Consider the following 26,275-nt stretch of genomic DNA (forward strand, 5'->3'; position numbering starts at 1 on the left):
AAAAGCAGCAATAAACGCCATCCTGGATTGCTGTCGGGATTGCCTCTGAAAGCCGAACTGACACGGGTTCGAGCCATCAGCTGCTAAGGGCCATATCCGGACTCATGCAGCGCAGCAAACTCTATTCAATCACTTCATCCGCGCGAAGGAGCAACGAGGTCGGCACGGTGACGCCGAGCGCTTTGGCAGTCTTCATGTTGATCACTAGCTGGAATTTGGTCGGCTGCTCGACCGGCAGATCGGAAGGCTTCGTGCCTTTGAGGATCTTATTGACGTAACCGCCTGCACGGCGGAACAGATCGGCTATATCGGGGCCATAAACGACCAATCCGCCATTCGCGAATTCTCGTGAGAGATGAATAGCGGGCAAACGATGTTTCGCCGCGAGCGCAACAATTCGGGGGCCCTGGACTACAGTCAGAGGGTCGCCAAGAACGATCATTGCATCGGGGCGCTGGGCGGCGGCCGAGGCAAAGGCGGTATCGAGCTGCTCAGCCGAGGTCGCCTCCACTATCGGCAGAGCCACGCCCAGGTTCCGGGCTGTGGGAGGAACCTCCTCGACTAATATCAGCCTGTGCATCGGATTGCCCGGATTGACTAAGAGCGCGATTTTCGAAGCGCCGGGCACTAGTTCGCGGAGGATTTCGATTTGCTTTCCGATTGTTACCCCTGCGGAGGTCGCGAGACCCGTTATATTGCCGCCTGGACGCGATAGGCTTTGCACGAGGCCAAGCCCCACGGGATCGAACACTGCCACGAATACGATTGGGATGGTGGCAGTTGCGGATTTCAGGGCTGTGGTTGCCCGCGGCGCCGCAGCGACGAGCACATCGGGACTGAGAGCAATCAGGTCGGCAACTGAAGCTGGCAGTCGGTCTGGGGGTTGGGAAAAACGATACTCGACAATCAGGTTTCTTCCATCGATCCAGCCGTGCTTTTGCAGCCCATCAAATAACGCAAGCTCGGCTTGATTGAGGGCCCGCCCGCTCCCATCACCTATAGCAAGGAAGCCAAGTCGATGGTGTCTACCCTGCGCCCACGAACGTCTCGGCGAAACGAGCAGCGCCGCAGTACCCGCTATGAACTCCCGCCGCTTCATTCGATCCTCATCGCAGCTTGAGGACGAGGTGACGCAGCGTATCACGCATCGATGGTCGTCGCACCTGCTGAGGCGGCAATTGCTGCGTCGCAATTGCGGGGCATCGTGCAAGACGGCTACAGGTCAAAGGCCGAAAGTCTCGCTGAAAGCAAATCTGGTCTGCACTACCGCAGATGGCAGACATCGATTCGGCCGTGAGGATTTCTCAGTCGAGCCAGGAGCCGAAGTGTCGCTTGTCGCCTTCGTATGTTCTATTCGTCGTAGTTGCGCCGTTGACCGCGGCAAAAAACAAGGAGCCCCAATGACCCGATCCGTCCATGTTGCTGCGGGACTCTTTGATAGCCGGCCGTATGGTTTTGCTCAGGTTACAGTCATTCGGACGCCGTTCGGTGACGTGGTAAATGTGTCCGGCCAGGTCGCTTGGGATGCCGATCGAAACATCGTCGGTGCCGGTGACATCGGGCGTCAACTTGAAAAGAGCCTAGAAAACCTGGCTGTCGCATTGGCATCGGTTGGCGCGACGCTCGATGACGTCGGCTCACTCCGACTCTACATCAAGCTAAGTCACATGCATGAAAGTGGAGCGATCACCACCGCTCTCAGGACGGCGTTCGGCGAGAACCCGCCCTGCGCAACCTGGATCGGGGTGCCGAGCCTCGCCAACGACGCTTTCCTGATCGAGGTCGAACCCTCTAACGTTTTTCTTGCGCGCAAGTAGATGGCTGACGGCAGCAATGGGTCATAAGCCGTCGATGATGACCAAGCTGGGCGACTTCCGTCTTGCTCTTGGAAGCTGTCATTCACGAGCACCCGTCCTCAAGGAAAAGCTCGTCGCAGCGCGCCCGTCGGGCAAAACAGCCCGGTCAGTTTGACCAAGCCGCCTGTCAAGCCCTACCTCGCAAAATATTCCACTTTACCGAAATTCGGATTTGTCGTACACACTGCTCACCCTGGCCCGAGACAAGGGGCGGATCGCGATCGTCACGAACCGCGGGCTGGGTAGCGATGGACGCGACGGCGTCGGGCGCGAGCGGGCATTGCAGGGCGGGACACCGTGAGCAATGGCTTCGCGCAAACGACACGGCGCCGACAGCGTCTTCGTATGGCTTCGGGGGCGAGCACACGCCACCCCTCGGATTCCCAGCGAGGACGTGCGCGGACGGAGAAGTCGTGTGGTCCCGGCGCCCGGGGTTCTGGCGTCAAGCCTTGGCGGTGATGTGTGGCCGACCGGCACGCGCATCGATTATCCGCAAGGCGACGGGGGCAATAGTGCAACGCTCCCCGAGGAGAGCACGAAGGACACCGTTAAAACCATTCGCGCAGGGAAGGCCGGGCGATCCGGCGAGACCTGTAGTCCACCCCGTGTGCATCTCTTCTGGCGCACGGACTTACGGGTGCCAGCCGGCGCCCGGCCTTCCCTGCGCCCTTGTCTTTGTCGAGGGCGGCACCTGGAGCAAGACTCGGGCGAGACGCGCCGCGAGAAGGCGATGGTGCGCCTGCTTGATGCCTCCGTCAGAGTTTTAGAGCCTCTCAAACCTATCCCGCACCAAGAGCGAAGGCTGTAAGCTACCTCACAGTCAGCCAAGATCTTCGACATGGCCGAGGGCACTCGCCGCATGCCTGCGTGCTGCCAGGGTTCGACACGGGCCGCTTCCTTCTTGCCACCCGCTCAATCGGGATGGCAATTCATCGTGTGGGAGCGGCAGGCGGCGCGAAAAGCTCGTCCGCGTTCCATTGGAAAGGCGCAGATCGAAGCCGACAACCTGTCTGCGCGCGAGCGAGTTTCGGCTTGCTCGGCCCGGCACCGGCAAGCATCCTTTCCGACGCAAGATGAAATGGACCCGGAATAGAAGCGGCAATCCCAGCAACAACGGACTTGCCCAACGATGTCGCTGCAATCGTGATGGTCACCAAAGATAGGGCGACGACAAGCACATCGGTCACAATGCGCTTCGAAAGGTGCCTTGTCATGAGTGGGACCCTCACAACCAAAATAAAGCACTGCGCAACTGGAATCTTGCATCGTAGGCAAATGGGTATTGAAGCGTGCTCACCGCACGTGAAGTGCTTGAGGCGGTTATACGCCGGTGATGAACAATGGTGTAGCAGCGATCCAGACCTAGTCTGGTGCGAAACGCGCAACAGGTTCTGCGGCTCCCTGGCGCTCGCGAAACTCGACTCTCGTAACCAGAGATCGTGTCGTCGACAATCTCAAGATCGTGGATTGTGCATTCGCGACCTCGAGAGATAGGGAAGTGCGGTCGGTCTGTGAACTGGTGAGCAAGGTCCCGCCACTTGCTCGGTCGTTGCGAGCGTAGCGAAACAAGCGGTGCGTTCCCATCCATCACCGTCACCCGGAGGTGGCCGCTTCTTCAGCGGCCCTCGAAGGGCGACGGCCCGGCTGGCGCTGCCAAGATATCGAAGCATCTCGGCCGTTCATCCTTCGAGGCTCCCGGCGCGATGCTCTTGCATCGCGCCACTCGCACCTCAGGATGACGGAATAAGTGGAATCTGGCGCGGCAGAAACTACCGCATCATCATCCGCGCGATCGCTTCGCCGATCACCACCGTGGTGAAATGCGTGTTGGCGCGGCAGTCGGACGGCATGATCGAGGCGTCGGCGACGCGCAGGCCCGCAATTCCTTTCACGCTGCCGTCAGGATTGACCACGCCGTCGGGGTCGCCAGCGCCGGTCATGCGACAACTGCCGGCGGCGTGCTGGATGTCGCCGGTCTCACGGCGCAGCACCGCATCGAGCTCATGATCCGGCAGCGCTGCCGCCTGCGGCAGCGTCAGATCGGTGTCGGCGAGCCGAATCCAGTCGGCAATGCCTGAGAGCGCCGGCTGCGACGTGATCACGGCGAGCCGCCTCACCGCGTCCATCATGCGCAACATATCGCGGGGATCGGCAAGCATGTTCTCCTCGACGACGGGATCGATCGCCGGATCGGTCGAGGCCAGCTTCAGCGTGCCGCGCGAATAGGCGTTGAACAGGCCCGCGCCGATCGCCCCGGGATTGCCGATGCCGCGATGATTGAAGGCGATCAGGATCATGTCGCGCTTGCCGCCCTCGGCGAGGCCCGAGGAATAGGTCACGCAGCAATTGGTGTGACGGGTGTCGGGGTCGGTGGGACGCAGCTCCTCACGAAGCTGAATCGTGGTGCGAAACAGCGGGTGATCGAAGTAGTGGCGGCCGACCGGCAGGTCGCGCGCGACGCCAATTCCCATCGCCTTCAATTCCTCGGCAGGGCCAATGCCCGAGCGCAGCAGGATCGCCGGGCTGTGGATCGCGCCGGCGCACAGCACGATCTGCCGCGCACTGATCTCGTGAGTGCCCTGCCCTTCGATATGGACACGGACGCCGGTGGCGCGGCCATCGCTGATCAGGATGCGATCGACCAGCGCATAACCGCGGATTTCCAGATTGGCGCGGCCTCGCGCCGGCTCGAGATAACCCTCATTGGTGCTGATGCGGCGACCATCGCGGCTGTTGATGGGATAGCAGGCGACGCCCTCGCCGTCGGGGCCGTTGAGGTCGGCGCACCAGGGATAGCCGCTGGCGAGCGCGGCATCGCGCAAGCCGCGATCGATCGCGCCCCAGGTCTCGGGCGGCGCGCGATAGACCGGCAGCGGTCCGCCGCGGCCATGGCCTTCGGCGGCGCCGAATTCAAAATCGTCCTCGATCACCGAGAAGAGCGGCATCACCTCGCTGGCCGACCAGCCGGTGCAGCCATGGGCGGCCCATTCGTCGAACGCATCGGCAACGCCGCGGATCGCGATCTGGCCGTTCATCATCGAGGAGCCGCCGAGCCCCTTGCCGCGCCAGTAGAAGCGCGGCTCCTGCCCGGCGACGCGACGCGACAAGAGATCTGGCCACTGCCATTTCTCCTGGTACTCGCGCTTGTGGATGATCGGGATCGGGTTCGGCGTCCGCACCTCCCAGGGCGCCTCATCGGCGCGCCAGTCGCGCCCCGCCTCCAGCAGCAGGACGCGCCGGGCGGGATCCTCGGACAGCCGCGCCGCAACAGCCGCGCCAGCGGAGCCGCCGCCGACAACAATGACATCGTACATCGCGCTATTTCTCGACATTCCAGAACACCGGCCTGGCGAACGGTATCAGACCGCGCGGAGTGGTGGAATGCGAATTGGAGAGCGGCGCCGTCGCAAGCCCGTCATTGCGAGCGCAGCGAAGCAATCCAGAATCTTTCCGCAATGACGGTGTGAAAAGAGATGTGCGCAACACACACGCCTGTGCCCCGGACGCAGCGCAACGCTACTTCAGCGGTGCGCTGCAGAGCCGGGGCCCATGTCTCCGAGCAATCCGTGTGGCGTGGATCCCAGCTCTGCGCAGCAGCGTTGCACGCTGCAGCGCGTCCGGGACACGAGCCCTACCCGATCACCTTGCCGAACTTGTTCGACTTCGGGAAACCCTTCGGCGGCAGGCGGCCGGCGTCGGCGCGGGTGCCTTGCCACTCGCTGAGCTCCTTCATGGTCGCCGAGAATTCGCGGCCCGCGGAGTCCTTCCAGGTCAGACCCGCCTTGGCCTCGAACACGGCAACGTCGGAGAGACCGCCGTCCTTGTACTTCTGCAGGCGGACGCCGCGGCCGCGGGCCATCTCCGGCACCTGGTCGAGCGGGAAGATCAGCATCTTGCGGTTCTCGCCGATGACCGCAACGGTGTCGCCGATCACCTCGGTGACCGTGCGCGCCTCGTTCGGCATGTCGACGTTGAGGACCTGCTTGCCCTTCTTGGTGGTGCCGACGCAATCGTCCTCGTTGACGACAAAGCCCTGGCCCTCGTGGCTCGCGACCAGGAATTTGCGCCCACCCTTGTTGACGAACAGCGCGACCGGCGCGGCCTCCTGCTCGAGGTCGATGAACAGGCGGATCGGCTCGCCGTGGCCGCGGCCGCCCGGAAGCTTGGCGACGTCGAGCGAGTAGAATTTGCCGTTGGTGGCGAACAGCAGCAGCTTCGAGGTCGTCTCGGCGAAGAAGGCGAAGCCGAGCTTGTCGTCCTGCTTGAAGGCAAGGCCCGAGAGATCCTCGACATGGCCCTTCATGGTGCGGATCCAGCCCTTGTCGGAGACGACGACCGTCACCGGCTCGCGTTCGACGAAGGCCTCCTCGATCGCGGCGAGATCGTGCTCGGGCGCATCGGCAAAGGTGGTGCGGCGCTTGCCGAGCGGCGTCTTCGGTCCGAACATGTCGCGGACCTTGCCGACCTGCTCGCCGACCTTCTTCCACTGCTCGGCCTCCGAAGCGAGCACTGCGTTGATGCCCTTGAGCTCGGCACGGAGGTTCTTGTCCTCGGTGCGGATCTCCATCTCCTCGAGCTTGCGCAAGGAGCGCAGGCGCATGTTGAGGATGGCTTCGGCCTGCACCTCGGTGAGCTTGAACTCCTTCATCAAGGCCGGCTTCGGCTCATCCTCGGTGCGGATGATCTTGATGACCTTGTCGATGTTCAGATAGGCGATCAGGAAGCCGCCGAGGACTTCCAGCCGGTGCTCGATCTGCGCCTTGCGGTAGTTGCTGCGGCGGATCAGGACGTCGCGCAGATGGTCGAGCCATTCGCGCAGGCACTCCGCAAGACCCACCACCTTGGGCACGCGGCCCTTGATCAGCACGTTGAGGTTCAGCGGAATCTTGTTTTCGAGCTCGGTGAGACGGAACAGCGATTCCATCATCAGCGCGGGATCGACGTTCTTCGATTTCGGTTCGATGACGATGCGGACGTCTTCAGCCGACTCGTCCCTGATGTCGCCGACCAGCGGCAGCTTTTTCTGGTCGAGCAGCTCGGCGACCTTCTCGATCAGCCGCGACTTCTGCACCAGGAAGGGAATCTCGGTGACGACGACGACCCAGGCGCCTCGCGCCCCCTCCTCCTGCTCCCACCGCGCGCGAACGCGGAACGAGCCGCGGCCGGTGGTGTAGGCTTCGGCGATGGCCTGCTTGGAATCGACGCAGATGCCGCCGGTCGGGAAATCGGGCCCCTTGACCCAACGCATCAGCGCCTTGGACTTGGCGTCGGGCTTCTCGATCAGATGCAGCGCGGCTTCGCAAAGCTCGGCCGCGTTGTGCGGCGGGATCGAGGTCGCCATGCCGACCGCGATGCCCTGCGCACCGTTGGCGAGCAGGTTCGGGAAGCCGCCGGGCAGCACGACCGGCTCCTTCGACTGGCCGTCGTAATTGGCGCGGAACTCGACGCCGTCCTCGTCGATGCCGTCGAGCAGAAGCCGCGCGACGTCGGTCATGCGCGCTTCGGTGTAGCGGTAGGCGGCGGGATTATCGCCGTCGATATTGCCGAAATTGCCCTGGCCGTCGACCAGCGGGTAGCGCGAGGAGAAGTCCTGCGCGAGGCGCACCATGGCGTCGTAGATCGCCTGGTCGCCGTGCGGATGGAACGAGCCCATCACGTCGCCGACGATTTTGGCGGATTTCTTGAAGGCCGTGCCGGGGTCGAGCCTGAGCAGGCGCATGCCGTAGAGGATGCGCCGGTGAACCGGCTTCAGGCCGTCGCGCGCGTCGGGCAGCGCGCGGTGCATGATGGTGGAGAGCGCATAGGCGAGATAACGCTCCTCGAGCGCTTCACGCAGCGGCACCTCGTGAATTTCGGCCGGTTCTTCCGGCGGAACGATTCGTTTTCCCATGCCGCCCGGTTAAACCGTGGAAGCGAATCGGGCAAGGATGGATTGGTTCCCTGTGGGCGCCTAATGCCCCGCCCAGCCAGCTGTCACGGTCTGGGTCTGGGTCCCACCAGGCGTTTGGGCAGGCGCCGGCGCATTGGTCAGGCAGCGCCGGGCGGCCTCGATTTCGGCCTCCGTCGCTCCCTTCGACCGCGCCCATGTCTCTGCGGCCGCAGCAGAATATTTCGCCACATAATACCGGACGACCGTGCAGGACGCCCGGCGAAACACGCCGGGTTGCGGCTCGCCGGCCATTGCATCAGGCGCAAACGTGAGCAGCGCCGCGGACAAGGCGAATCCTCTGATCAACATTTAGGCTGTCCCCGCTATGGAACCTGAGGAAGCGAACTCAACCAGCTCTACTTCGTTCCGCCGGAACTCCATATCCGGAGGCAAGGCAGAGTCCCGCTACGCTCATGGCGCGGGAATCGCCGCCTTCGCCTGCTGGCGGATCAAGGCGTTGATGAAGCCCGCGCGCGCGTCGGAATGGCCCTGCCCGCGCGGCTCCAGCACGTGGCGCAGCAGGAATAGGCCGGTGAGCCGAAAACCGTCCTGAAGATCCTGCTCGGTGAGGTCGCTTGCGGTTTCGCCTTGGCGCAGAAACGGCGGCAGGCGCAACAGGCGGTCACGCCACGGCTCGCCAGCGCCGCGCGACACCGCGCCGCCGGATTTCGGCGAGACATAGATCAGGTCCGTGGTCTCGCCGGTCACCGCGCAGTTTTCCAGCGCCAGCCCAAAGCCGAGCTCGGCGAGCATCGCCAGCTCGAAATGGATGAGGTGCACGGCTGCACCACCGATATCCTCGAAATCGTCGAGCGAATGCTCGAGCAGCGCGAAGATCTCCTCATGCGGATCGCGCTCCGGCAAGAGGCGCGCAATCGAGGCGAGATGGGTGACGCCGTAGACGCCATGGGACGAACCCAACAGCGCCGCCGCGCGCAGCTTAAGCCCTTCGATGGCGTAGGTGCCGAGATGCTCGTCGAGCCGCGCTCGCCATACCGCGCTGACGCTGTTCCCCGGCTGCAGCAAGGGCCGCATCCGCGAGCCGGCGCCGCCGCGGACGAGGCCGAGATGGCGGCCGTGCGCGCGCGTCAACAGCTCGACGATGGCGCTGCTTTCGCCATGCCGCCGCACGCCCAGCACGATGCCTTCGTCGGTCCATTCCATGAAGGAAGTTTAGCGCATTTAAAGCTGCCGTAGGGTGGGCAAAGCGAAGCGTGCCCACCAATTTGATCGACGGCGCGAGATGGTGGGCACGGCGCGCAAGGGCGCACCTTTGCCCACCCTACGGCACCGCGCGAAACCTCACGCGTTGAACCAGCCCTGCGCGTCGCCGCTGAAGGAGAAATACAGGCCTATTGTCGTCAGCGCGCAGGAAACGATCTCGATGGCGCTGTCGAGCTCCAGGCCCTTCTGGCCGATGATCTGGCCAAGCGAGATCACCGACAGCACGAGCGCCGCCGCCAGCACCCAGCGCGGCCAGTTCTTCCGCTCATGCGCGGCGAGCCTGACGAAGTAGACCAGCAGCAGGATCATGCCGCCGGCGAGCAAGGTCCCCGTCATGATCATCTGCTCGGTCACCTCCGCATTGGGCGTGCGGTCCTGCACCGCAACGGACAAGGCATCCAGCATCAACGATGCATAGAGCAGCGCTTCGAAGCGCCGGACATTGCTGGGCACGCTCATCGGATACCGATCTGTTCTTGGTTATTCTCTCGGAAAGTCCAGGCCCATCTCGCGGTAGCGATCGGGATCGTCGCCCCAGTTCTCGCGCACTTTGACGAACAGGAACAGATGCACCGGCACGTCCAGGATCTGCATCAGCTCCTTGCGCGAGTCCGCGCCGATCGACTTGATGGTGGCGCCGCCCTTGCCGAGCACGATCTTGCGCTGGCTCTCGCGCTCGACGAAGATCGTTTGCTCGATCCGCACCGACTTGTCCTTGCGCTCCTCCCACTTGTCGGTCTCGACCGTGGACTGGTAGGGCAATTCCTGGTGCAGCTTCTGATAGATCTTTTCGCGCGTGATCTCGGCCGCCAGCTGCCGCATCGGCGCGTCCGACATCTGGTCCTCGGGATAGAGGAACGGACCCAGCGGCACCATCTCGGACAGCGTCTTGCGGATATCGTCGACGCCGTCGCCCGAGATCGCCGCGATCATGAAGGTCCGCGCGAACTTCATGCGCTCGTTGGCGGCCTGTGCCAGCGCCAGCAATTTCTCGCGCTGGACCAGATCGACCTTGTTGATGACGAGGATCTTCTCGTGATTGACGCTGGCCGCCTTGGTGAGGATCGCCTCGGCTTCCTCGTCGATCCCGGTCTTGGCGTCGAGCAGCACGCAGACGAGATCGGCGTCATGCGCCCCGCTCCAGGCGGTCGAGACCATGGCGCGGTCGAGCCGGCGCTTGGGGAGGAAGATGCCGGGCGTGTCGACCAGGATGATCTGCGCGTTGTTCTCGATCACGATGCCGCGGATCAGCGCGCGCGTGGTCTGCACCTTGCGCGAAACGATCGTGACCTTGGCGCCAACCAGCGCGTTGACCAGCGTGGACTTGCCGACGTTCGGCGCGCCGATCAGCGCAACGAAGCCGCAGCGCGTGGCAGTGGGCGCCTCGCCGCTTGTTTCAGCCGTCATTGCCGCCGCCAACGCCTTCACGTTCGATCATCACTGAAGCTGCTACTTTCTCTGCCGCGCGCTTGCTGCCGCCGATGCCCTCGGCCGGCGCGAGCCCCGGCAGGTCCACCGCTACGCGGAATTGCGGATCGTGGTGCGGGCCGGTGCGCTCGACCTCGCGGTAAACCGGCGTCGGCAGCCCTTTGCCCTGCGCCCATTCCTGCAGCACGGTCTTGGGATCGCGCAAGGGACGGCGCGGCTTGTGCATGCGCTCGGTCCAGTTGCGCTTGACGAACTCGGCGGCCGCCGCATGGCCGCCGTCAAGGAAGATGGCGCCGATCACGGCCTCGCAGATGTCGCCGAGGATGGACTTGCGCAGGCGCGCGTCGGCGCTGGAGCCGACCGAGCCGAGCTTGATGTCGTCGAGCAGACCGAGCGACTTGGCGACGTCGGCGCAGCTTTCCTTGCGCACGAGCTCGGCAAGACGCTTGGACAGCTCGCCCTCATCGGCGTTCGGGAACGCGTGATAGAGCATGTCGGAGACGACGAGCCCGAGCACGTGGTCGCCGAGGAATTCCAGGCGCTGATAGCTGTCGCCGCGCTTGCGCCCGGACTTCAGCGCCGAGACATGCGTGATCGCCTGCATCAGCATATTCGGGTCAGCGAAGCTATGGCCGATGCGCGCCTCGAGCGCCGCGTTGGCATCGGTGCCCTTGGCCTTGCTGCTCCGCGTCCGCTTCTTCTTTGCAGGCGTCTTCGCTGCAGCTTCGCTCTCGGGAGCGGCTTGCGCCTCGGTCGGTTGGATCGCGATGTCCTTGGCTTCGTCTTTCATCGGACGATTTTGAAGAACCGATTCCAGCGCACCGCCCACGGCCAGCGCCAGAACATCCAGGCATGCTCGCCTTCGGCGATGGAGAAGAAGATCATCTGGGCGCGGCCGATCAGATTCTCCTGCGGCACATAGCCGACCTGGCCGAGGAAGCGGCTGTCGGTGGAATTGTCGCGGTTGTCGCCCATCATGAAGAAATGGCCGGCCGGCACGGTGTAGACGTTGGTGTTGTCCACGTAACCGTTGTCGGCACAGTCGAGCGTCTCATAGGACACGCCGTTCGGCAGCGTTTCCTTCCAGCGCTTCACGCGGGAGATACCGCCACCTTCCGAGCCGCAGGGCTCCTCGCCGACATATTCGCTCATGCGCTGCCGCTCGACCGGCGTGTCGTTGATGTAGAGCAGCCCGTCCCGCATCTGGATGCGGTCGCCTGGAAGGCCGATCACCCGCTTGATGTAATCGGTGGAATCGTCCTTCGGCAGCCGAAACACGACGATGTCGCCGCGGTTCGGATCGGAGCCCCAGATCCGCCCGGAGAACAGCGGCGGCGAGAACGGAATCGAATAGTGGCTGTAGCCGTAGGAATATTTCGAGACGAACAGATAGTCGCCGACCAGCAGCGTCGCCTTCATCGAGCCGGACGGGATATTGAAGGGCTGGAACAGGAACGTGCGGATCACCAGCGCGATCAGGAGAGCGTGGATCACGACCCGGATCGTCTCACCGACGCCGCTCTCAGTTTTCGTTCCTGAAGTCACGCTCATTGCTCTCTCAATTCCGGCCGGCGATCACAGAGCGCCCTCCTCCCGCGAACGGCCCACCGGTTCGCGGCGCAAGGAGATTGTCCTGATTCTGATAGTGAGGGCCAATTCCGGCGTAAAGCCGAATTCGCCCAAGCTGATTTGCGTCCGCGGACTTTTAGACGGTTGTCGGAGGCCACGCAATCAAGGATCGCATCAAAACTGAATAAGGTATTGATTTATAACACAAATCATAAAATCGCCGGGACCCCTCAGGGTTTCGGCAGCGGGACGGCCGAAATGATCACGAAGGCCTGCGCCAACGGCCAGTCGTCGGTGATCGACAGGTCGATCCGCGCCTCGAACCCCTCCGGGGTCAGGGTCTGGAGCCGGGCCAGCGCCCCGCCGGTCAGCTGCATGGTCGGCCGCCCGCCCGGCAGGTTGACCACCCCCATGTCGCGCCACCAGACGCCGCGCCGGATCCCGGTGCCGAGCGCCTTGGAGCAGGCCTCCTTGGCGGCGAAGCGCTTGGCGTAGGTCGCAACCACCATCTTCTCGTTCTTGGCCCGCCGCTCCGCCTTGGCCCGCTCGGCCGCGGTGAAGATGCGGTCGAGGAAACGCTCGCCGTGGCGCTCGATCACCTTGGCGACGCGGGTGATGTCGATCAGGTCGGAGCCGACGCCGATGATCATGCCCGGCTCCGGCCGCGGTCCATCGCCGCGCGCATGCTGCGCACCGTCTCGGCAAGACCGACGAACAGTGCTTCGCCGATCATGTAGTAGCCGATGTTGAGCTCCATGATCTCTGGAAGGGCGGCAATCGTCTCCGCCGTCGCATAATCGAGCCCGTGCCCGGCATGAACCTCGAGCCCGGCCGCCTTCGCCAGCTTCACGCCCGCCACGATCCGCTGCCATTCGGCCTCGGCCTTGGCGGAGTGGCCGTCGACGACGGCATCGCACCAGGCGCCGGTATGAATCTCGATAACAGGCGCGCGCAGCCGCGCCGCCATCTCGATCTGGGCGGGATCGGCGGCGATGAACAAAGAGACCCGAATGCCGGCATCGTTCAGTCGCGCGATATAGGGCGCGAGCGCGTTGTGCTGGCCGACCACATCCAGCCCACCTTCAGTGGTCACTTCCTGCCGCCGCTCCGGCACCAGGCACACCGCGTGCGGCTTGGTGGCGAGCGAGATGCGCATCATGTCGTCGGTCGCCGCCATCTCGAAATTGAGCGGCTTGGAGATCTCGGCCTTCAGCCGCGCCATGTCCTCGTCGCGGATGTGGCGGCGATCCTCCCGCAAATGGGCGGTGATGCCATCGGCGCCGGCTTCGATCGCCAGCAGCGCCGCGCGCACCGGATCGGGATGGCGGCCGCCCCGCGCGTTACGCACGGTTGCGACGTGATCGATATTGACGCCGAGGCGAAGCTTCGAAGCGGGCATTTCAGAACTCACGAAATCGGAGGGATGGACGGCTGCGGAGGACGCCTATCCATTAACACGTTCGACTTTGGCGACGACCGCCTTCGCGCGCAGCTGGGCCAGGATCGCGCTGAGGTGCTTGAGATCGTAGACTTCGAGATCGATCGTCGTCTCCGTGAAATCAGGCGAGCGGCGCTGCATGCTGATGTTGTCGATATTGCCGTCGTGCTCGGCGATCACGGTCGCGATCTGCGCCAGCGCGCCGGGCTCGTTGACGTTCTCGACCTTGATGCGGGCCGGAAAGCGCTGCGGCGCGGAGTCCTCGATGTCCCAACGGACGTCGAGCCAGCGCTCCGGCTCCTCCTCGAAATCCTTCAGCGCCGGCGCCTGGATCGGGTAGATCGTGATGCCCTCGCCCGGCGTCACGATTCCGACGATGCGATCGCCCGGCACGGCGCCGCCATTCGGTGCGAACTTGATCGGCAGGTCGGAATTGATGCCGCGGATCGGGATCGCGACCGGGCTGCGCGGCGGCTCCGACGACTTCTCCTTGAGCTTGGCGGCAAGTCCCTTCTTCACGCCGTAGCGCGCGATGCGCTCCTCCTTGTAGTCGGGGTACATCGCACGCGCGACGTGGGAGGCCTTGATCTCGCCGCGCCCCACCGCCGCCATGACGTCCTCGATCGAGGTGCGCGCGAGCCGCGGCAGCGCGCCCTTGAGCTTGTCGTCGGCGTATTCGATCTTGGCGCGCTCGAACAGGCGCTCCACGATGCGCCGGCCGAGACCGGCGTATTGATCGCGCACCGCAGTCCGGGTGGCGCGGCGGATCGCGGCGCGCGCCTTGCCGGTGACCGCAAGCGTCTCCCAGGCCGAGGGCGGCGCCGATTGCGCTTCCGAGGTCAGCACCTCGACCTCGTCGCCGTTCTGCAGCTCCGAGGACAGCGGCGCGAACTGGCCGTTGATCTTGCAGCCGACCGCGCTGTTGCCGACGTCGGTGTGCACGGCATAGGCGAAGTCGATCACGTTGGCATGGCGCGGCAGCGCGATCAGCTTGCCCTTCGGGGTGAAGCAGAACACCTGGTCGTGGAACAGCTCGAGCTTGGTGTGCTCGAGGAATTCCTCCGGGTTGGCACTCTCCGAGAGGATGCCGATGGTGTGGCGCAGCCAGGCGAACGCATTGGATTCGCGCTTGAGGAATTCGGTCGGCGAGCCGACGCCCTCCTTGTAGAACACATGCGCGGCGATGCCGCGCTCGGCGATCTGGTCCATCGCCTCCGTGCGGATCTGCAGCTCGACGCGCTGGTTGCCGGGGCCGATCACCGTGGTGTGGATCGAGCGATAGTCGTTCTGCTTCGGCGTCGAGATGTAGTCCTTGAAGCGTCCCGGCACGACCGGCCAGGTGGTGTGGACGATGCCGAGCGCGCGATAGCAGGCCTCGATGTCGTTGACGACGAGACGGAAGCCGAAGATGTCGGACAATTGCTCGAAGCCGACCGACTTGCGCTCCATCTTGGTCCAGATCGAGAACGGCTTCTTGCGGCGGCCATAGACCCGCGCCCCTAAGCCCCGGTGGCGCAGATTGTTGGAGAGCTGGTCCTCGATCTCGCCGATCAGATTGCGGTTGCGCTCGGCGAGCGCGTCGAGCCGCTGCATCACCACCGAATAGGCTTCGGGATCGAGGGTGCGGAAGGACAGATCCTCCAGCTCCTCGCGCATTTCCTGCATGCCCATGCGGCCCGCCAGCGGCGCATAGATGTCGAGTGTCTCCTCGGCGATGCGCCTGCGCGATTCCGTCGGCACGAAATCCAGCGTGCGCATGTTGTGCAGGCGATCGGCGAGCTTGACCAGGAGCACACGGACATCGTCAGCAATGGCCAGCAACAATTTGCGCAGGTTCTCGGCCTGCTTGGCCTCCCGCGACACCAGCTCGAGCCGCTTCAGCTTGGTCAGACCCTCGACCAGCGCGCCGATCTCCGGCCCGAAGATCTGGTCGATCTCGGCTCGCGTCGCTTCGGTGTCCTCGATGGTGTCGTGGAGCAGCGCGGCCACGATGGTGGCGTCGTCGAGCTTGAGGTCGGTGAGAATCGCTGCCACTTCGAGCGGGTGCGAAAAATACGGATCGCCCGAGGCGCGGGTCTGCGAGCCGTGCGCCTTCATGGCGTAGACATAGGCGCGGTTCAGCAGGTCTTCGTTGGTGTTGGGATTGTAGGACCTGACGCGCTCGACGAGGTCATATTGACGCATCATGCGCGCGCGCGGCTTGGCCGGGCGCGCGACCGGCGCAGTCGGGGCCACGGCAACCGACTCGGTTGCGGCCTGCATCTGCGTGGATCTGCGGCGCCGATATACCATCCCGTCCTGCCTTCAAACGAACCCGAGCCGGCCCGCTGTATACATCTTAGCTCCGATCGCGCTTGTGTCCGATCAATTCAGTGACAGGACGCATCGCCAACTGCAACGCATGGTAACCACGAAAACGTCAACAAAAGCAAAGGCCCGAACACCGGTTCGGGCCTTTGATAAAATCACAAGAAATCGACGATCGCGACGGACGATTTACTCGTCTTCCTCGGGCTGCTCCTCGGGCGGCGCGAGGCCTTCGAGACCCTTCAGGAGCTCCTCTTCGGTCATGCGCTCGACGGCGACTTCGGTATCGTCCGCATCGACGCTCGCGCCCGCGGAACCGATCAGCGGCACCGTATCGGGCTCGGGCTCGTCGACCTCGACGAACTTCTGGAGCGAGTGCACCAGCTCCTCGCGCAGGTCCTCGGGCGAAATGGTCGTGTCAGCAATTTCGCGCAAAGACACAACAGGGTTCTTGTCGTTATCGCGGTCAACCGTTAGTTGTGAACCGGACGAAATCATGCGGGCACGGTGGGCGGCCAGCAGGACCAGGTCAAACCGGTTGTCGACCTTGTCGATACAATCTTCTACGGTGACGCGAGCCATGGACTGTCGCTCCGTTGTGGGTGGGACGAAATATGTGGATGATTGGGGCTAGTTATAGGGGCTGGGGCCGTTTCGCAAGGCCAATTTGTGATTTGGCCTCGCCAAACGGCTCTGCTACCCCCACATTGGGGCTGGGATGGGCGGTTACCCGGGCGGCCATCGAGGGCGGCGCCGGGTCTATGAAAGTCCGCCATAACTATACCTTGTTTGCCCCGACTTCTCCGGATTTGCGGCTTCGACGGATTTCGGCGGCACCCTAGAACTGCGCGGCCTGCTGCCGCCGCGCCAACAATAAACGATCAATCACGAACACTACGCGAGCAAACTGAATGTCACCTTCCTCCACCGACAAGATCGCGCTCTTCATCGACGGAGCCAATCTCTACGCGACGGCGAAAACTCTGGGCTTCGACATCGACTACAAGCGCCTGCTGAAGGAGTTTCAGAGCCGCGGAACGTTGCTTCGGGCGTTCTACTACACCGCCATCATCGAGGATCAGGAATACTCCTCGATCCGCCCGCTGATCGACTGGCTGGATTACAACGGCTACACCGTCGTCACCAAGGCGACCAAGGAGTTCATCGACGCCTCCGGCCGCCGCAAGGTCAAGGGCAACATGGACATCGAGCTCGCCGTGGACGCCATGGAGCTTGCCGAGCACATCGACCAGATGGTGCTGTTCTCCGGTGACGGTGACTTCCGCTCCCTGGTCGAGGCCGTGCAGCGCCGCGGCGTTCGGGTCACGGTGATCTCCACCATCGCCAGCCAGCCGCCGATGATCGCCGACGAGCTGCGCCGCCAGGCCGACGTCTTCACCGACCTCGTCGAGCTGCAATCCAAGCTCGGCCGCGATCCCTCCGAACGCCCCGCCCCGCGCGACCGCGGTGATCGCGAGGCCCGCCACCACGCCCCGCAATTCCTCCAGCGCGCAACCACGATGGCGCCGAGGGGCGATGACGACTTCGAGGAGTGAGGCGGCCCGGTCAAGCCGCCAGCCTCCCACCCTCGTTCCCGACCGCAATTGTCCGCTCTGTCCGCGCTTGGTCGCCTTTCGCGAGGCGAACCGGGCGCGTGAGCCGTTGTGGCACAATGCGCCGGTTGCGCCCTTCGGCGACATCAAGGCCCGCCTGTTGATCGTCGGCCTCGCGCCGGGGATGCAGGGCGCCAACCGCACGGGACGGCCGTTCACCGGCGATTACGCCGGTGACCTGCTCTACGCCACCCTGCTCGAATATGGATTTGCCAAGGGCACCTATCAGGCGCGTCCCGATGACGGCCTGAAGCTGGTCGACTGCCGGATCGCCAATGCCGTGCATTGCGTTCCGCCACAGAACAAGCCGCTGCCCCTCGAGATCAACACCTGCCGCCAGTTCCTCGTGGCGAATCTCGAGACGATGCCGAAGCTGCGCGCGATCATCGCGCTCGGGCGGATTGCGCACGACAGCGTGCTCAAGCCGCTGAACCTGAAGGCCTCGCAGGCCCCCTTCGGCCACGGCGCCGTGCATCAGGCCGGCGCGTTCAGGCTCTACGACAGCTATCATTGCTCGCGCTACAACACGAACACCGGCGTGCTGACGCCGGACATGTTCCGGTCGGTGTTCGCGAAGGTGAAGGCGGATCTCGATTAGCGCCCTGGTTCAGGCCTTGGCCGGATTGGCCTTCAGCCAGTCCAGGACGTCGCCGGCGTTCCGGTCGGGCGGAAACACCGGGTAGAACACACGCGTGATCCTGGCGTCGTCGATGATCAGCGCAAGACGCTTGATCAGCGTCAGGCCCGCGACCTCCATCGTCGGCAGATTGAGCGCGCGCGTCAGCGCCAGCTTCTCGTCCGACAGCACGGGGAACGGCAGATGCAGCCGTGACGCCATCTCGGTCTGGTACTCGTTGCTCTGGGTCGAGAGGCCGAACACGTGGGAGGCGCCGGCGCCCTTCAGCTCGGCGAACAGATCGCGAAACGCGCAAGTCTGCGGCGTGCACCCGCGTGCACCCGGGATCATGTCCCAATCGTCGACCAACGAAATCTTGCCGGGTTCGCCGGTGCGGGGATAAGCGAACACCACGGTCCGGCCGCGCAGCGCCGACAGCGTCACCGAGGTGTCGTTGGTCGCGAGCAGGCCGATTGGCGGCAGCGTCATGCCGGTCAGATGCGCGGCGGCGCCGTCGTCTTCAGGTGCGGGAATCTGGCTCCAATCGACCTCGAGCAGGTTCCGTTGATTCATCTCGCTATCCCCTCGCCCGCATCAGGCGGCCCTTCTCCCGGCTCCAGTCGCGCTTCTTCTCGGTCTCGCGCTTGTCGTGGAGCTTCTTGCCTTTTGCAACCGCAAGCTGCAACTTGGCGCGCCCACGCTCATTGAAATAGAGCTTGAGCGGGATCAGCGTCATGCCCTCGCGGTCGACGGCGCCCATCAGCTTGTTGATCTGCCGGCGATGCAGCAGCAGCTTTCGCGGCCGCTTCGGCTCGTGATTGAAGCGGTTTCCTTGCAGATATTCGGGAATGGTGGCGTTGATCAGCCAGATCTCGCCGTCCTTGGAATCGGCATAGGACTCCGCGATCGTGCTCTTGCCGTTGCGGATCGACTTGACCTCGGTGCCGGTCAGCGCAATCCCCGCCTCGATCGTATCCTCGATCGCATAGTTGAAGCGGGCCTTGCGATTTTCCGCCATGACCTTGATCGGACGTTCGTTCTTTTCAGCCATGGCGACGAAACCTGAGCGCGATGCGCAGCGATGCTAACAGTTTGGATGAAGCGCGCGCGTCACTTCTTGAGGAGATCGCGGATCTCGGTCAGCAGCACGACCTCCTCCGACGGCTTCGACGGCTCCGCGGGCTTGGTCTCTTCCTTCCGCTTCAGCGTGTTCATGGCGCGGATCACCAGGAACAGCACGAAGGCGACGATGATGAAGTTGATCGTCAGCGTCAGGAAGCTACCGTAAGCAAGTACGGCGCCTTGCTTTTTCGCATCCGCTAAGTTGGTGGCGGTCACCGACTTCGACAAGGGGGCGAAGTAGTTCGAGAAGTCGAGGCCGCCGGTCGCAGCGCCGATGATCGGCATGATGATGTCACCGACAAGCGAGGTGACGATGGCGCCGAAGGCCGCGCCGATGATGACGCCGACCGCGAGATCGACGACGTTGCCCTTCATGGCGAACTCACGGAACTCCGTGAGCATCCGCCTGCCCTTTTCGTCGACGCTCATGAACGGCCTCCCCGATAGGTCAACCCATCAGTTGATCAGGCCAGCGTGCACCATGGCGCTGCGCACGGCAACGCGGGTCGGCTCGGAGACCGGCACCATCGGCAGCCGCAGCGTCTCGTCGAGCTTGCCGAGCAGCGACATCGCGTACTTGATCGGCGCCGGGTTGCTCTCGATGAAGAGGTTGTTGTGCAGCGGCATCAGCTTGTCGTGGATCTTCAGCGCGGTGGCATGGTCGCCCTTGGCCCAGGCGGCCTGGAACTCCGAGCACAGGCGCGGCGCGACGTTCGAGGTCACCGAGATGCAGCCGTGGCCGCCATGCGCCATGTAGCCGATGATGGTCGCGTCCTCGCCCGAGAGCTGGTTGAAGTCCTCGCCCATCGCCGCACGCTGCTGCGACACGCGCACCATGCTGGCGGTGGCGTCCTTCACGCCGGCGATGTTCTTCAGCTCCCATAACCGCTTCATGGTGTCGACGGACATGTCGATCACCGAGCGCGGCGGGATGTTGTAGATGATGATCGGAATGCCGATTGCGTCGTTGATCGCCTTGAAGTGCTGGTACATGCCTTCCTGGGTCGGCTTGTTGTAGTAAGGCGTCACCACCAGCACGGCGTCCGCGCCCGCCTTTTCGGCGTGCTGAGCGAGCTCGATCGCCTCCTTGGTCGAGTTGGAGCCCGCACCCGCGATCACAGGCACGCGGCCCTTGGCTTCAGCGATGCACCATTCGACCACCTTCTTGTGCTCGTCATGGCTGAGCGTCGGGCTCTCGCCGGTGGTGCCGACCGGCACCAGGCCGTTGGTGCCCTCCGAAATCTGCCAGTTGACCAGGGATCGGAATGCCGCCTCGTCCAGCGAGCCGTTCTTGAACGGCGTGACCAAGGCGGTGAACGACCCCCGGAATTTCGTCTTGGCTGCCATGGACTTCCTCCGTACGCGGCTATCTCTTGAGCAAGCCCCTTTCATATCGGGTCTACCCCGCCGGTAAAAGGCCCGCTTCCGTGTGACGCACCGTTTAGGCCGCGATTTTGCCGCGGTAGTGGTGCAAATCGGCCCGCGGTAAGCGGCTGTTGGTATTTTGTCCGCATATTCAATCAAATACAGCTAGATCTTGAGCCACTTGACTGATTCGGGGCGACCAAACCCGTGACCTCATTCCCTCATGCCGCCTGGCGATCCACCGGTCTCATCGTGTGCCTGATGGCAGGGCTATCGGTCGGCTGCGCCGCCCTCGCCAAGTCCAATGAGACCACGGCGGAAGCTGGCAAGGACACCGCGAAGCCAGCCGCCAAGGACACTGCCAAGGACAGCGCGAAGGGCTCGTCCAAGGGAACCGGCAAGGAAACTTCGAAGGACGCGGCCAAAGGAGCAAGCCAGGGAGCAAACAAAGGCGCAAGCAAGGGTGCAGCTCCTGCCCCGGCCAAGGACGCTGCGAAGAAACCGGCCAAGGAGGCAGGCAAGGACGCCGGCAAGAGCGCCGGAAAAGAGCCAGCCAAGGACAAGCCCAAGCCCGCCGCAGCGGCACCTGCGCCGAAATCGCATCCGGCCGCCAGCGGTTCGCCGCCGAAAACGGCCCCCGCGCCGGCCGTGACGGCTACCGTCAGGCCTTCCGCCCCCGTCGCCAGACCGGCCGCAGCGCCGGTGCTGGCCCCGGCGACGCGCCAGCACGCCGCGCCGCGCAAGCCGGTCATACCGGCCGCGGTCGCTGCGACGTCGTCGACGCCCCAGGGTGACAAGGACGCCCTCGATAGCGTCATCGAGCTCGTGCGCAAGCGCAAGGCGGGTGAGGCCAGCAACGTCGCAGCGGGCATCTCGGATCCGGTCGCGCGAAAACTCGCGGAATGGATCATCCTGCGCAGCGAGGACAATGGCGCGACCGTGGAGCGCTACCGCGCCTTCCTCTCCGCCAATCCGAGCTGGCCGTCGCAGACCTTCCTGCGCCGACGCCTCGAGGCCGCGATGTGGGACGACAGGCGCGACGATTCCGTCGCGTGGTCGTGGTTCGAAAACGAATCTCCGATCTCCGCCAAGGGCCGCTTCACGCTCGCCAAGGCGATGCTGGCGCGCGGCGACCGCGCCAATGCCGAGCGGCTGGTGCGCGAGGCCTGGCGCAGCGATCCGATGTCCGAGGATACCGAAAACAACGCGCTCGACCAGTTCGGCGCCCTGCTGTCGCCGGGCGACCAGAAGGCGCGGATGGACACGCTGCTCTATGGCAGCGAGAACGAGGCGGCGTTGCGCGCCGCAAAGCGCCTGGGCGCCGGCTATGTCGCACTTGCCAAGGCCCGCATCGCCGCCGTCAAGAAGGCGCCGAACGCGCGCGCGCTGCTCGACGCCGTGCCCCGCGAGCTGCACAACGACCCCGGCTTCACCTTCAGCAAGATCCAGCTGCTACGCCGCGAGGAGAAATTCGCCGAAGCAGCCCAGCTCATGCTGTCGGCGCCGAAGGATCCGAACCGGCTCCACAATCTCGACGAATGGTGGATCGAGCGGCGTCTTTTGGCGCGCAAGATGATCGACACCGAGGAATTCCGCAGCGCCTATCTGATCGCGCGCGACGCCGCACTGCCCTCGCGCGACATCTACAAGACCGAGCAGGAATTCACGGCCGGGTGGATCGCGCTGCGCTTCCTCAACGACCCCGCGGCCGCCACCCAGCATTTCGCCCGCATCGGCGTCGGGAGCGTCAATCCGACCGCGCTGGCGCGTGCCGGCTATTGGCAGGGCCGCGCCGCGGAAGCGGCGGGGCGCCAGCAGGAGGCGCGCAACGCCTATGCCCGCGCCGCCGAACAGTCGACCAGCTATTACGGCCAGCTCGCCCGGGCCAAGCTCGGCCTGCCGCAGATCGAGCTCAACAGCCAGCCGCGCGGCCGCGGCGCCGAACGGCTGGAGATCGTGCGCGCCGCGCACCTGCTCTACGAGCTCGACGAGCGCGAGATGGCGATACCGCTGCTGGCCGACATGGGCGAGAACGGCGATCCCGAAGCGCTCGCCGGCCTCGGCGAGCTGACCCAGCGCTACAACGATGCGCGCGGCATGCTGCTGCTCGGCAAGGCCGCGCTCAATCGCGGCCTGCCATTCGACTTCTATGCCTATCCAGTCAACGGCATTCCGCAGTTCACGCCGATCGGTCCCGAAGTCGAGCGCAGCATCGTCTATGCGATCGCGCGGCAGGAGAGCGCATTCAATCCGTCAGTGGTCTCGCCGGCCCAGGCCTACGGCCTGATGCAGGTGACGCCCGACGCCGCGCGCTATGTCTGCAAGCGCCACGGCGCGACCTACGATCTGGGACGGCTGAAGAACGATTCGGTCTACAACGCCACGCTCGGCTCGGCCGAGCTCGGCGGACTGCTCGAGGATTATCGCGGCTCCTACATCATGACCTTCGCCGCCTACAATGCCGGCCGCGGCAGCGTGAAGAAGTGGGTCGAGCGCTACGGCGATCCGCGCGATCCCAAGGTCGATGCGGTCGACTGGGTCGAGCTGATTCCGTTCTCCGAGACGCGCAACTACGTGCAGCGGATCATGGAGAACCTGCAAGTCTACCGTGCCCGCTTCGGCGGCGGCACGCGGCTGCAGATCGAGGCCGATTTGCGCCGCGGCGCCGGCAGCGTGGAATAGCGATCCGCTCTTTCGATTCAGCCGCGAGCATGGGTGGCAAGCGCCGCCGTTGCCTCGCGTGCAGATGAAGGCGCCTGTCGCCACCGCTGCAAAGGCAGATTAGCGAGGCGTTTGCGAGGCCAGCCGGCCAACAGCAGTGCACCCTGCGCGCCACTATCAGGATGGGAAGCGCGGAGCTTCCCTCTCCCACCCCAGAGCAATCGCATTTGGAAGCGACCCCTCTGTGGCTATCCTTCGAGACGCCCGCCGTTGGCGGGCCCTCAGGATGAGGACCGAGTGTCGGCAGCTGTCTTGACGGGCATCGATGCCGCTTGGCCTCTAGGAGACCGCCGCCGGGTCCGCGCAAGCGCGGCCCGATGACAGGCTTCGCAGTCGTCTGGAGGGACGAGGCGCGCGCTCAGCCAGCGGAAAATGCATAAGCGATTGCCTGCTCTCCCACCACGGCTTCCATCAGATCGCAACGAAGCCCGATCAATGGAGAGCGATGCGCCAAACTTGGCCCATTGCGCCAAGCGAGAAGGCAAGCACCGGGGCAAAAGAAAAGCTCCGGCGGTTTCCCGCCGGGGCTCTCTGTCAGGTCGTTAGACCGAACTTACCAGTTGCGCTGAGCGCGGAGGAGCAGGGTGATGGTGTCCTGATCCTTGAGCTCGTACACGGCAGCCGGCTTGGCCGTCGTGCCGGCACCAGCGTAACCAACCGTACCGGAGTACTTCTGGTCGAGATGGGTCCAGTTCAGGTCAGCCGAGAACGTGAGGTTCTTGACGGGAGTCCAGCGGGTGATGACACCGACCTGCGCAACGGCGAAGTCAGGATTACAACCCGTCACACCGACCAGGCCACCGAACACGCCGCCTGCACCGCCAGCGCCGCAAAGCGTGGTCTTGGCGAGCGAGCCGAACTGCGCCTGAGCGTAGGCACCGTACAGCGCGGTGTTCCAGTAGGGATCCCAGTTATGGGTGTAAGCGCCGCGGAAGCCCCAGGTCTTGACGGTTTCCTGCGAGCTGCCGGTCACGAACACGGTGTCCGGAGCGATGGCGAAGCCGACGCTCTGGTAAGCAACGCCCGAGCTGCCGAACATCGAGTAGCTGCCGCCCGCGAGGTTCTGGAAGTTGTAGCGGGACGCGCCGTCGGTGTAGACGCCCGAAATGTTGATCACGTCACCCGCACCAGTCGGGATGTTCTTGATGGACAGAGCGAGCTGAACAGCCCAACCCCACTTGTCGTCGGGGTGGCCAGTCGGCTCGGTGGCGCCGTAGTAGGCAACGTGGTTGTCGTGCGCAGCGACCGACGCCTGGAACAGACCCCAAGCCTGGTCGACACGAACCATACCGACGAGGTTCGGCGAGCGCGAACCGCCGATGGCGTTCGAGCCATACGAACCGCCGATCATGCCAGCCGCCGTAGCGCCGGTCATGTTGAGGTTGCCGGCCTGGTAGTAAGCCGTCGCGTCTTCCGCCGAGAACGACGCCGTCACGCCCTGACCGAAGTCAGCGGTGTAGGTGAACTGGTTGACACCAGTGACCGTGCCGGAACCGCCGACGAGGCTGTCGAAGTTGTTGCCGGGATAGTTGGTCCAGGGCGCGTCGAACTGCGACACGGCCTTACCCATGGTGAAGCCAGCGAACTGGATGAAGGCGTAGTACACGCCGAGCGAACCGCCCGAGGTGTTGCCGTCGGTGCCGTTGATCGACGAACCAACGAGCGCCGGGGTGGCGCCGGAGGTGTTGAGCGCCAGCGTGCCGCTGTAGGCGGTCGTGCCCGTCGCGCTGCCGGTGCCGGCGTAGTTGCCGGTGGTCCAGGAGAACACGCCGTCGAAGAAGGTACGGACGACGCCGTACTCGGTCGCGGTGCGCGTGTCGATGTTGAGATCTTCACGAGCGCGCATGGTGTAGTAGTTCGTCAGACGGTTACGCGCGCCGTTGTTCGACGTGAGCTGACCGCTGAAGCTCGAGTTGGTGTTCAGCGCGACTTCAGCGCGCAGATAACCACCCAGCTTGATGCAGGTGTCGGTGCCCGGGATGTAGTAGAAGCCCGCGCCGTACAGCGAGCAGATCTTCACGTATTCGACCGCCTTGGCCTTCACGGGCAGATCGGCTGCTTGAGCTCCGCCCACGGCGATCAGACCCGCCGCTGAGCCGAGCAAAAGGCTCTTAACCAACTTCATGTTAAACCTCCAAGTTGCTCTTCAGGGAAGGTCACTGACCGGACGGCCAATTCCCCAACCCCCTCTAAATCACCGCTCCGGGCTCCTTCGCGTCTTCGGACACACCCGCATGAACGCGAGGGACTTAAGCGAAATGACCTAAACGGGACGACCTCGGGATGCCCCCCTCCGTCGCTCAGTCACAATTACCGAACGTCCTTGCACACACAACAAGAGAACGCTTGGAAACGGGCCTATGAAGCTTGTTTTCCGACGGGTGTTGCACAAATAACACGCAGATGTGATCGAAGCGCCCTCGCAACCAATTGTTTTCATTGACGTTTTAGAGACGGTTCCTCCTGCCATCAAAGTTCCCCACTTAAGGCACGGCAAGCGAGATCTCGGCCTGGAGGGGCTTTGACGCACTCGAATCGTGGAATCGCAGGGAGACTCAAGGAGAACGCATCGCCCTGCTCCGCACCTCCCAACCTGATGCAGGCACGGCTTTAAGGGGTGGACGAGCACCCTTTATGGATAGCGACCGTTATTGGGCCGGTTGGCGGATGACACGAATCGAACCTTCAGCCGCCCGCTCCCCGCGCCGCATTGATTTTTCCAGTAAACTCAGTCTCTTACGCGACCAAGGACGTTCTCATAGGCAAAAACCATCTTCGAGATGCGCCGGACGCTCCAACTCTGTGCCTCATTCTCGCAACGTTATGGTCACGCCCCGGGAGCAAAGTGCTTTGTCGCGAAAATCGCTGGGAATATTCGAGCGAAAACACACGCTTCCAAATTGACCCGCCCAAGTAATTAGATGCATAAGGCTCGCACCGGAGAGGTGGCCGAGTGGCTGAAGGCAACGCTTTGCTAAAGCGTCATACGGTCTCAAGCTGTATCGAGGGTTCGAATCCCTCCCTCTCCGCCACCCAGCGGCAGAATCAATCAAGGTCTGGGCGTTCTTTCAGCTGAAAGCGCTCGTG

Annotated in this window: 22 protein-coding genes and 1 tRNA gene; 5 read left to right on the forward strand and 18 right to left on the reverse strand. The window is 63.9% G+C overall.

Features of this window, described 5'->3' with window-relative positions; all coding sequences use genetic code 11:
* Positions 1-121 precede the first annotated feature (121 nt).
* The gene (locus GGD65_RS04325; RefSeq protein ID WP_092257537.1) at positions 122-1,099 is read right to left on the reverse strand and encodes an ABC transporter substrate-binding protein; all 978 of its coding nucleotides are present in this window, start codon (positions 1,097-1,099) and stop codon (positions 122-124) included.
* 301 nt (positions 1,100-1,400) lie between these two features.
* Here GGD65_RS04325 and GGD65_RS04330 point away from each other — a divergent pair, with 301 nt between their 5' ends.
* Positions 1,401-1,817 carry a RidA family protein gene (locus GGD65_RS04330; protein ID WP_183234482.1) on the forward strand — a complete coding sequence of 139 codons (417 nt, stop codon included), beginning with the start codon at positions 1,401-1,403 and terminating at the stop codon, positions 1,815-1,817.
* A gap of 1,808 nt (positions 1,818-3,625) precedes the next feature.
* Here GGD65_RS04330 and GGD65_RS04335 read toward each other — a convergent pair.
* From GGD65_RS04335 to rpoZ, 12 genes are all read right to left on the reverse strand, one after another.
* Complete coding sequence (locus tag GGD65_RS04335) at positions 3,626-5,170, reverse strand: GMC family oxidoreductase (protein WP_183234950.1); 1,545 nt, start codon at positions 5,168-5,170, stop codon at positions 3,626-3,628.
* A 317-nt stretch (positions 5,171-5,487) separates the two neighbouring features.
* On the reverse strand, positions 5,488-7,746 hold the full coding sequence (gene parC / locus GGD65_RS04340; RefSeq protein ID WP_018320017.1) for a DNA topoisomerase IV subunit A: 2,259 nt from the start codon (positions 7,744-7,746) through the stop codon (positions 5,488-5,490).
* A 60-nt stretch (positions 7,747-7,806) separates the two neighbouring features.
* Positions 7,807-8,094: a hypothetical protein gene (locus GGD65_RS04345; protein WP_092257547.1), complete on the reverse strand. Its 288-nt coding sequence runs from the start codon at positions 8,092-8,094 to the stop codon at positions 7,807-7,809.
* A 102-nt stretch (positions 8,095-8,196) separates the two neighbouring features.
* Positions 8,197-8,949, reverse strand: a complete 753-nt coding sequence (gene recO, locus GGD65_RS04350; protein WP_092257550.1) for a DNA repair protein RecO — start codon at positions 8,947-8,949, stop codon at positions 8,197-8,199.
* 138 nt (positions 8,950-9,087) lie between these two features.
* Positions 9,088-9,468, reverse strand: a complete 381-nt coding sequence (locus tag GGD65_RS04355) for a hypothetical protein (RefSeq protein WP_183234483.1) — start codon at positions 9,466-9,468, stop codon at positions 9,088-9,090.
* A gap of 21 nt (positions 9,469-9,489) precedes the next feature.
* Entirely contained in the window at positions 9,490-10,416 is a 927-nt protein-coding gene (gene era / locus GGD65_RS04360) for a GTPase Era (RefSeq protein ID WP_183234484.1), read from the reverse strand.
* A complete protein-coding gene (gene rnc, locus GGD65_RS04365) occupies positions 10,406-11,227 on the reverse strand; it encodes a ribonuclease III (RefSeq protein ID WP_018320012.1) in 822 nt (273 codons plus the stop codon). The genes era and rnc overlap by 11 nt, the downstream gene beginning before the upstream one ends.
* Entirely contained in the window at positions 11,224-11,988 is a 765-nt protein-coding gene (gene lepB, locus GGD65_RS04370) for a signal peptidase I (protein WP_018320011.1), read from the reverse strand. The genes rnc and lepB overlap by 4 nt, the downstream gene beginning before the upstream one ends.
* Before the next feature lie 248 nt (positions 11,989-12,236).
* Positions 12,237-12,656, reverse strand: a complete 420-nt coding sequence (gene acpS, locus GGD65_RS04375) for a holo-ACP synthase (protein ID WP_018320010.1) — start codon at positions 12,654-12,656, stop codon at positions 12,237-12,239.
* Positions 12,653-13,405 (reverse strand): pyridoxine 5'-phosphate synthase, encoded by a 753-nt coding sequence (locus tag GGD65_RS04380; protein ID WP_183234485.1) that lies wholly within the window; start codon positions 13,403-13,405, stop codon positions 12,653-12,655. The genes acpS and GGD65_RS04380 overlap by 4 nt, the downstream gene beginning before the upstream one ends.
* Positions 13,406-13,450: 45 nt before the next feature.
* A complete protein-coding gene (locus tag GGD65_RS04385) occupies positions 13,451-15,736 on the reverse strand; it encodes a bifunctional (p)ppGpp synthetase/guanosine-3',5'-bis(diphosphate) 3'-pyrophosphohydrolase (protein ID WP_018320008.1) in 2,286 nt (761 codons plus the stop codon).
* A 204-nt stretch (positions 15,737-15,940) separates the two neighbouring features.
* Complete coding sequence (gene rpoZ, locus GGD65_RS04390) at positions 15,941-16,333, reverse strand: DNA-directed RNA polymerase subunit omega (RefSeq protein ID WP_008133017.1); 393 nt, start codon at positions 16,331-16,333, stop codon at positions 15,941-15,943.
* Positions 16,334-16,662: 329 nt separating this feature from the next.
* On the opposite strand from rpoZ, the gene GGD65_RS04395 reads away from it, so the two are divergent.
* Positions 16,663-17,307, forward strand: a complete 645-nt coding sequence (locus tag GGD65_RS04395) for an NYN domain-containing protein (protein ID WP_018320007.1) — start codon at positions 16,663-16,665, stop codon at positions 17,305-17,307.
* On the forward strand, positions 17,288-17,962 hold the full coding sequence (locus tag GGD65_RS04400; protein ID WP_183234486.1) for a uracil-DNA glycosylase: 675 nt from the start codon (positions 17,288-17,290) through the stop codon (positions 17,960-17,962). The genes GGD65_RS04395 and GGD65_RS04400 overlap by 20 nt, the downstream gene beginning before the upstream one ends.
* Positions 17,963-17,971: 9 nt before the next feature.
* Here the strand turns inward: GGD65_RS04400 and GGD65_RS04405 are convergent, their stop codons facing one another.
* Genes GGD65_RS04405 through dapA form a run of 4 tightly spaced genes read right to left on the reverse strand, consistent with a single transcriptional unit; the run spans position 17,972 to position 20,449 of the window.
* Positions 17,972-18,553: a peroxiredoxin gene (locus GGD65_RS04405; RefSeq protein ID WP_018320005.1), complete on the reverse strand. Its 582-nt coding sequence runs from the start codon at positions 18,551-18,553 to the stop codon at positions 17,972-17,974.
* 4 nt (positions 18,554-18,557) lie between these two features.
* A complete protein-coding gene (gene smpB, locus GGD65_RS04410) occupies positions 18,558-19,031 on the reverse strand; it encodes an SsrA-binding protein SmpB (protein WP_018320004.1) in 474 nt (157 codons plus the stop codon).
* A 59-nt stretch (positions 19,032-19,090) separates the two neighbouring features.
* Positions 19,091-19,504 carry a large conductance mechanosensitive channel protein MscL gene (gene mscL / locus GGD65_RS04415; RefSeq protein WP_026202292.1) on the reverse strand — a complete coding sequence of 138 codons (414 nt, stop codon included), beginning with the start codon at positions 19,502-19,504 and terminating at the stop codon, positions 19,091-19,093.
* 54 nt (positions 19,505-19,558) lie between these two features.
* Positions 19,559-20,449 carry a 4-hydroxy-tetrahydrodipicolinate synthase gene (dapA, locus tag GGD65_RS04420; RefSeq protein ID WP_018320002.1) on the reverse strand — a complete coding sequence of 297 codons (891 nt, stop codon included), beginning with the start codon at positions 20,447-20,449 and terminating at the stop codon, positions 19,559-19,561.
* 279 nt (positions 20,450-20,728) lie between these two features.
* Between dapA and GGD65_RS04425 the strand changes: the two genes are divergently transcribed.
* Positions 20,729-23,149 carry a lytic transglycosylase domain-containing protein gene (locus tag GGD65_RS04425; protein WP_183234951.1) on the forward strand — a complete coding sequence of 807 codons (2,421 nt, stop codon included), beginning with the start codon at positions 20,729-20,731 and terminating at the stop codon, positions 23,147-23,149.
* A gap of 592 nt (positions 23,150-23,741) precedes the next feature.
* On the opposite strand, the gene GGD65_RS04430 is transcribed toward GGD65_RS04425, so the two are convergent.
* Entirely contained in the window at positions 23,742-25,313 is a 1,572-nt protein-coding gene (locus tag GGD65_RS04430; RefSeq protein ID WP_183234487.1) for a porin, read from the reverse strand.
* Between the two features lie 814 nt (positions 25,314-26,127).
* Here GGD65_RS04430 and GGD65_RS04435 point away from each other — a divergent pair.
* Positions 26,128-26,220 (forward strand) — tRNA-Ser (locus GGD65_RS04435).
* Positions 26,221-26,275 lie beyond the last annotated feature (55 nt).

This window comes from Bradyrhizobium sp. CIR18 (assembly GCF_014198295.1).
GTDB lineage: Bacteria > Pseudomonadota > Alphaproteobacteria > Rhizobiales > Xanthobacteraceae > Bradyrhizobium.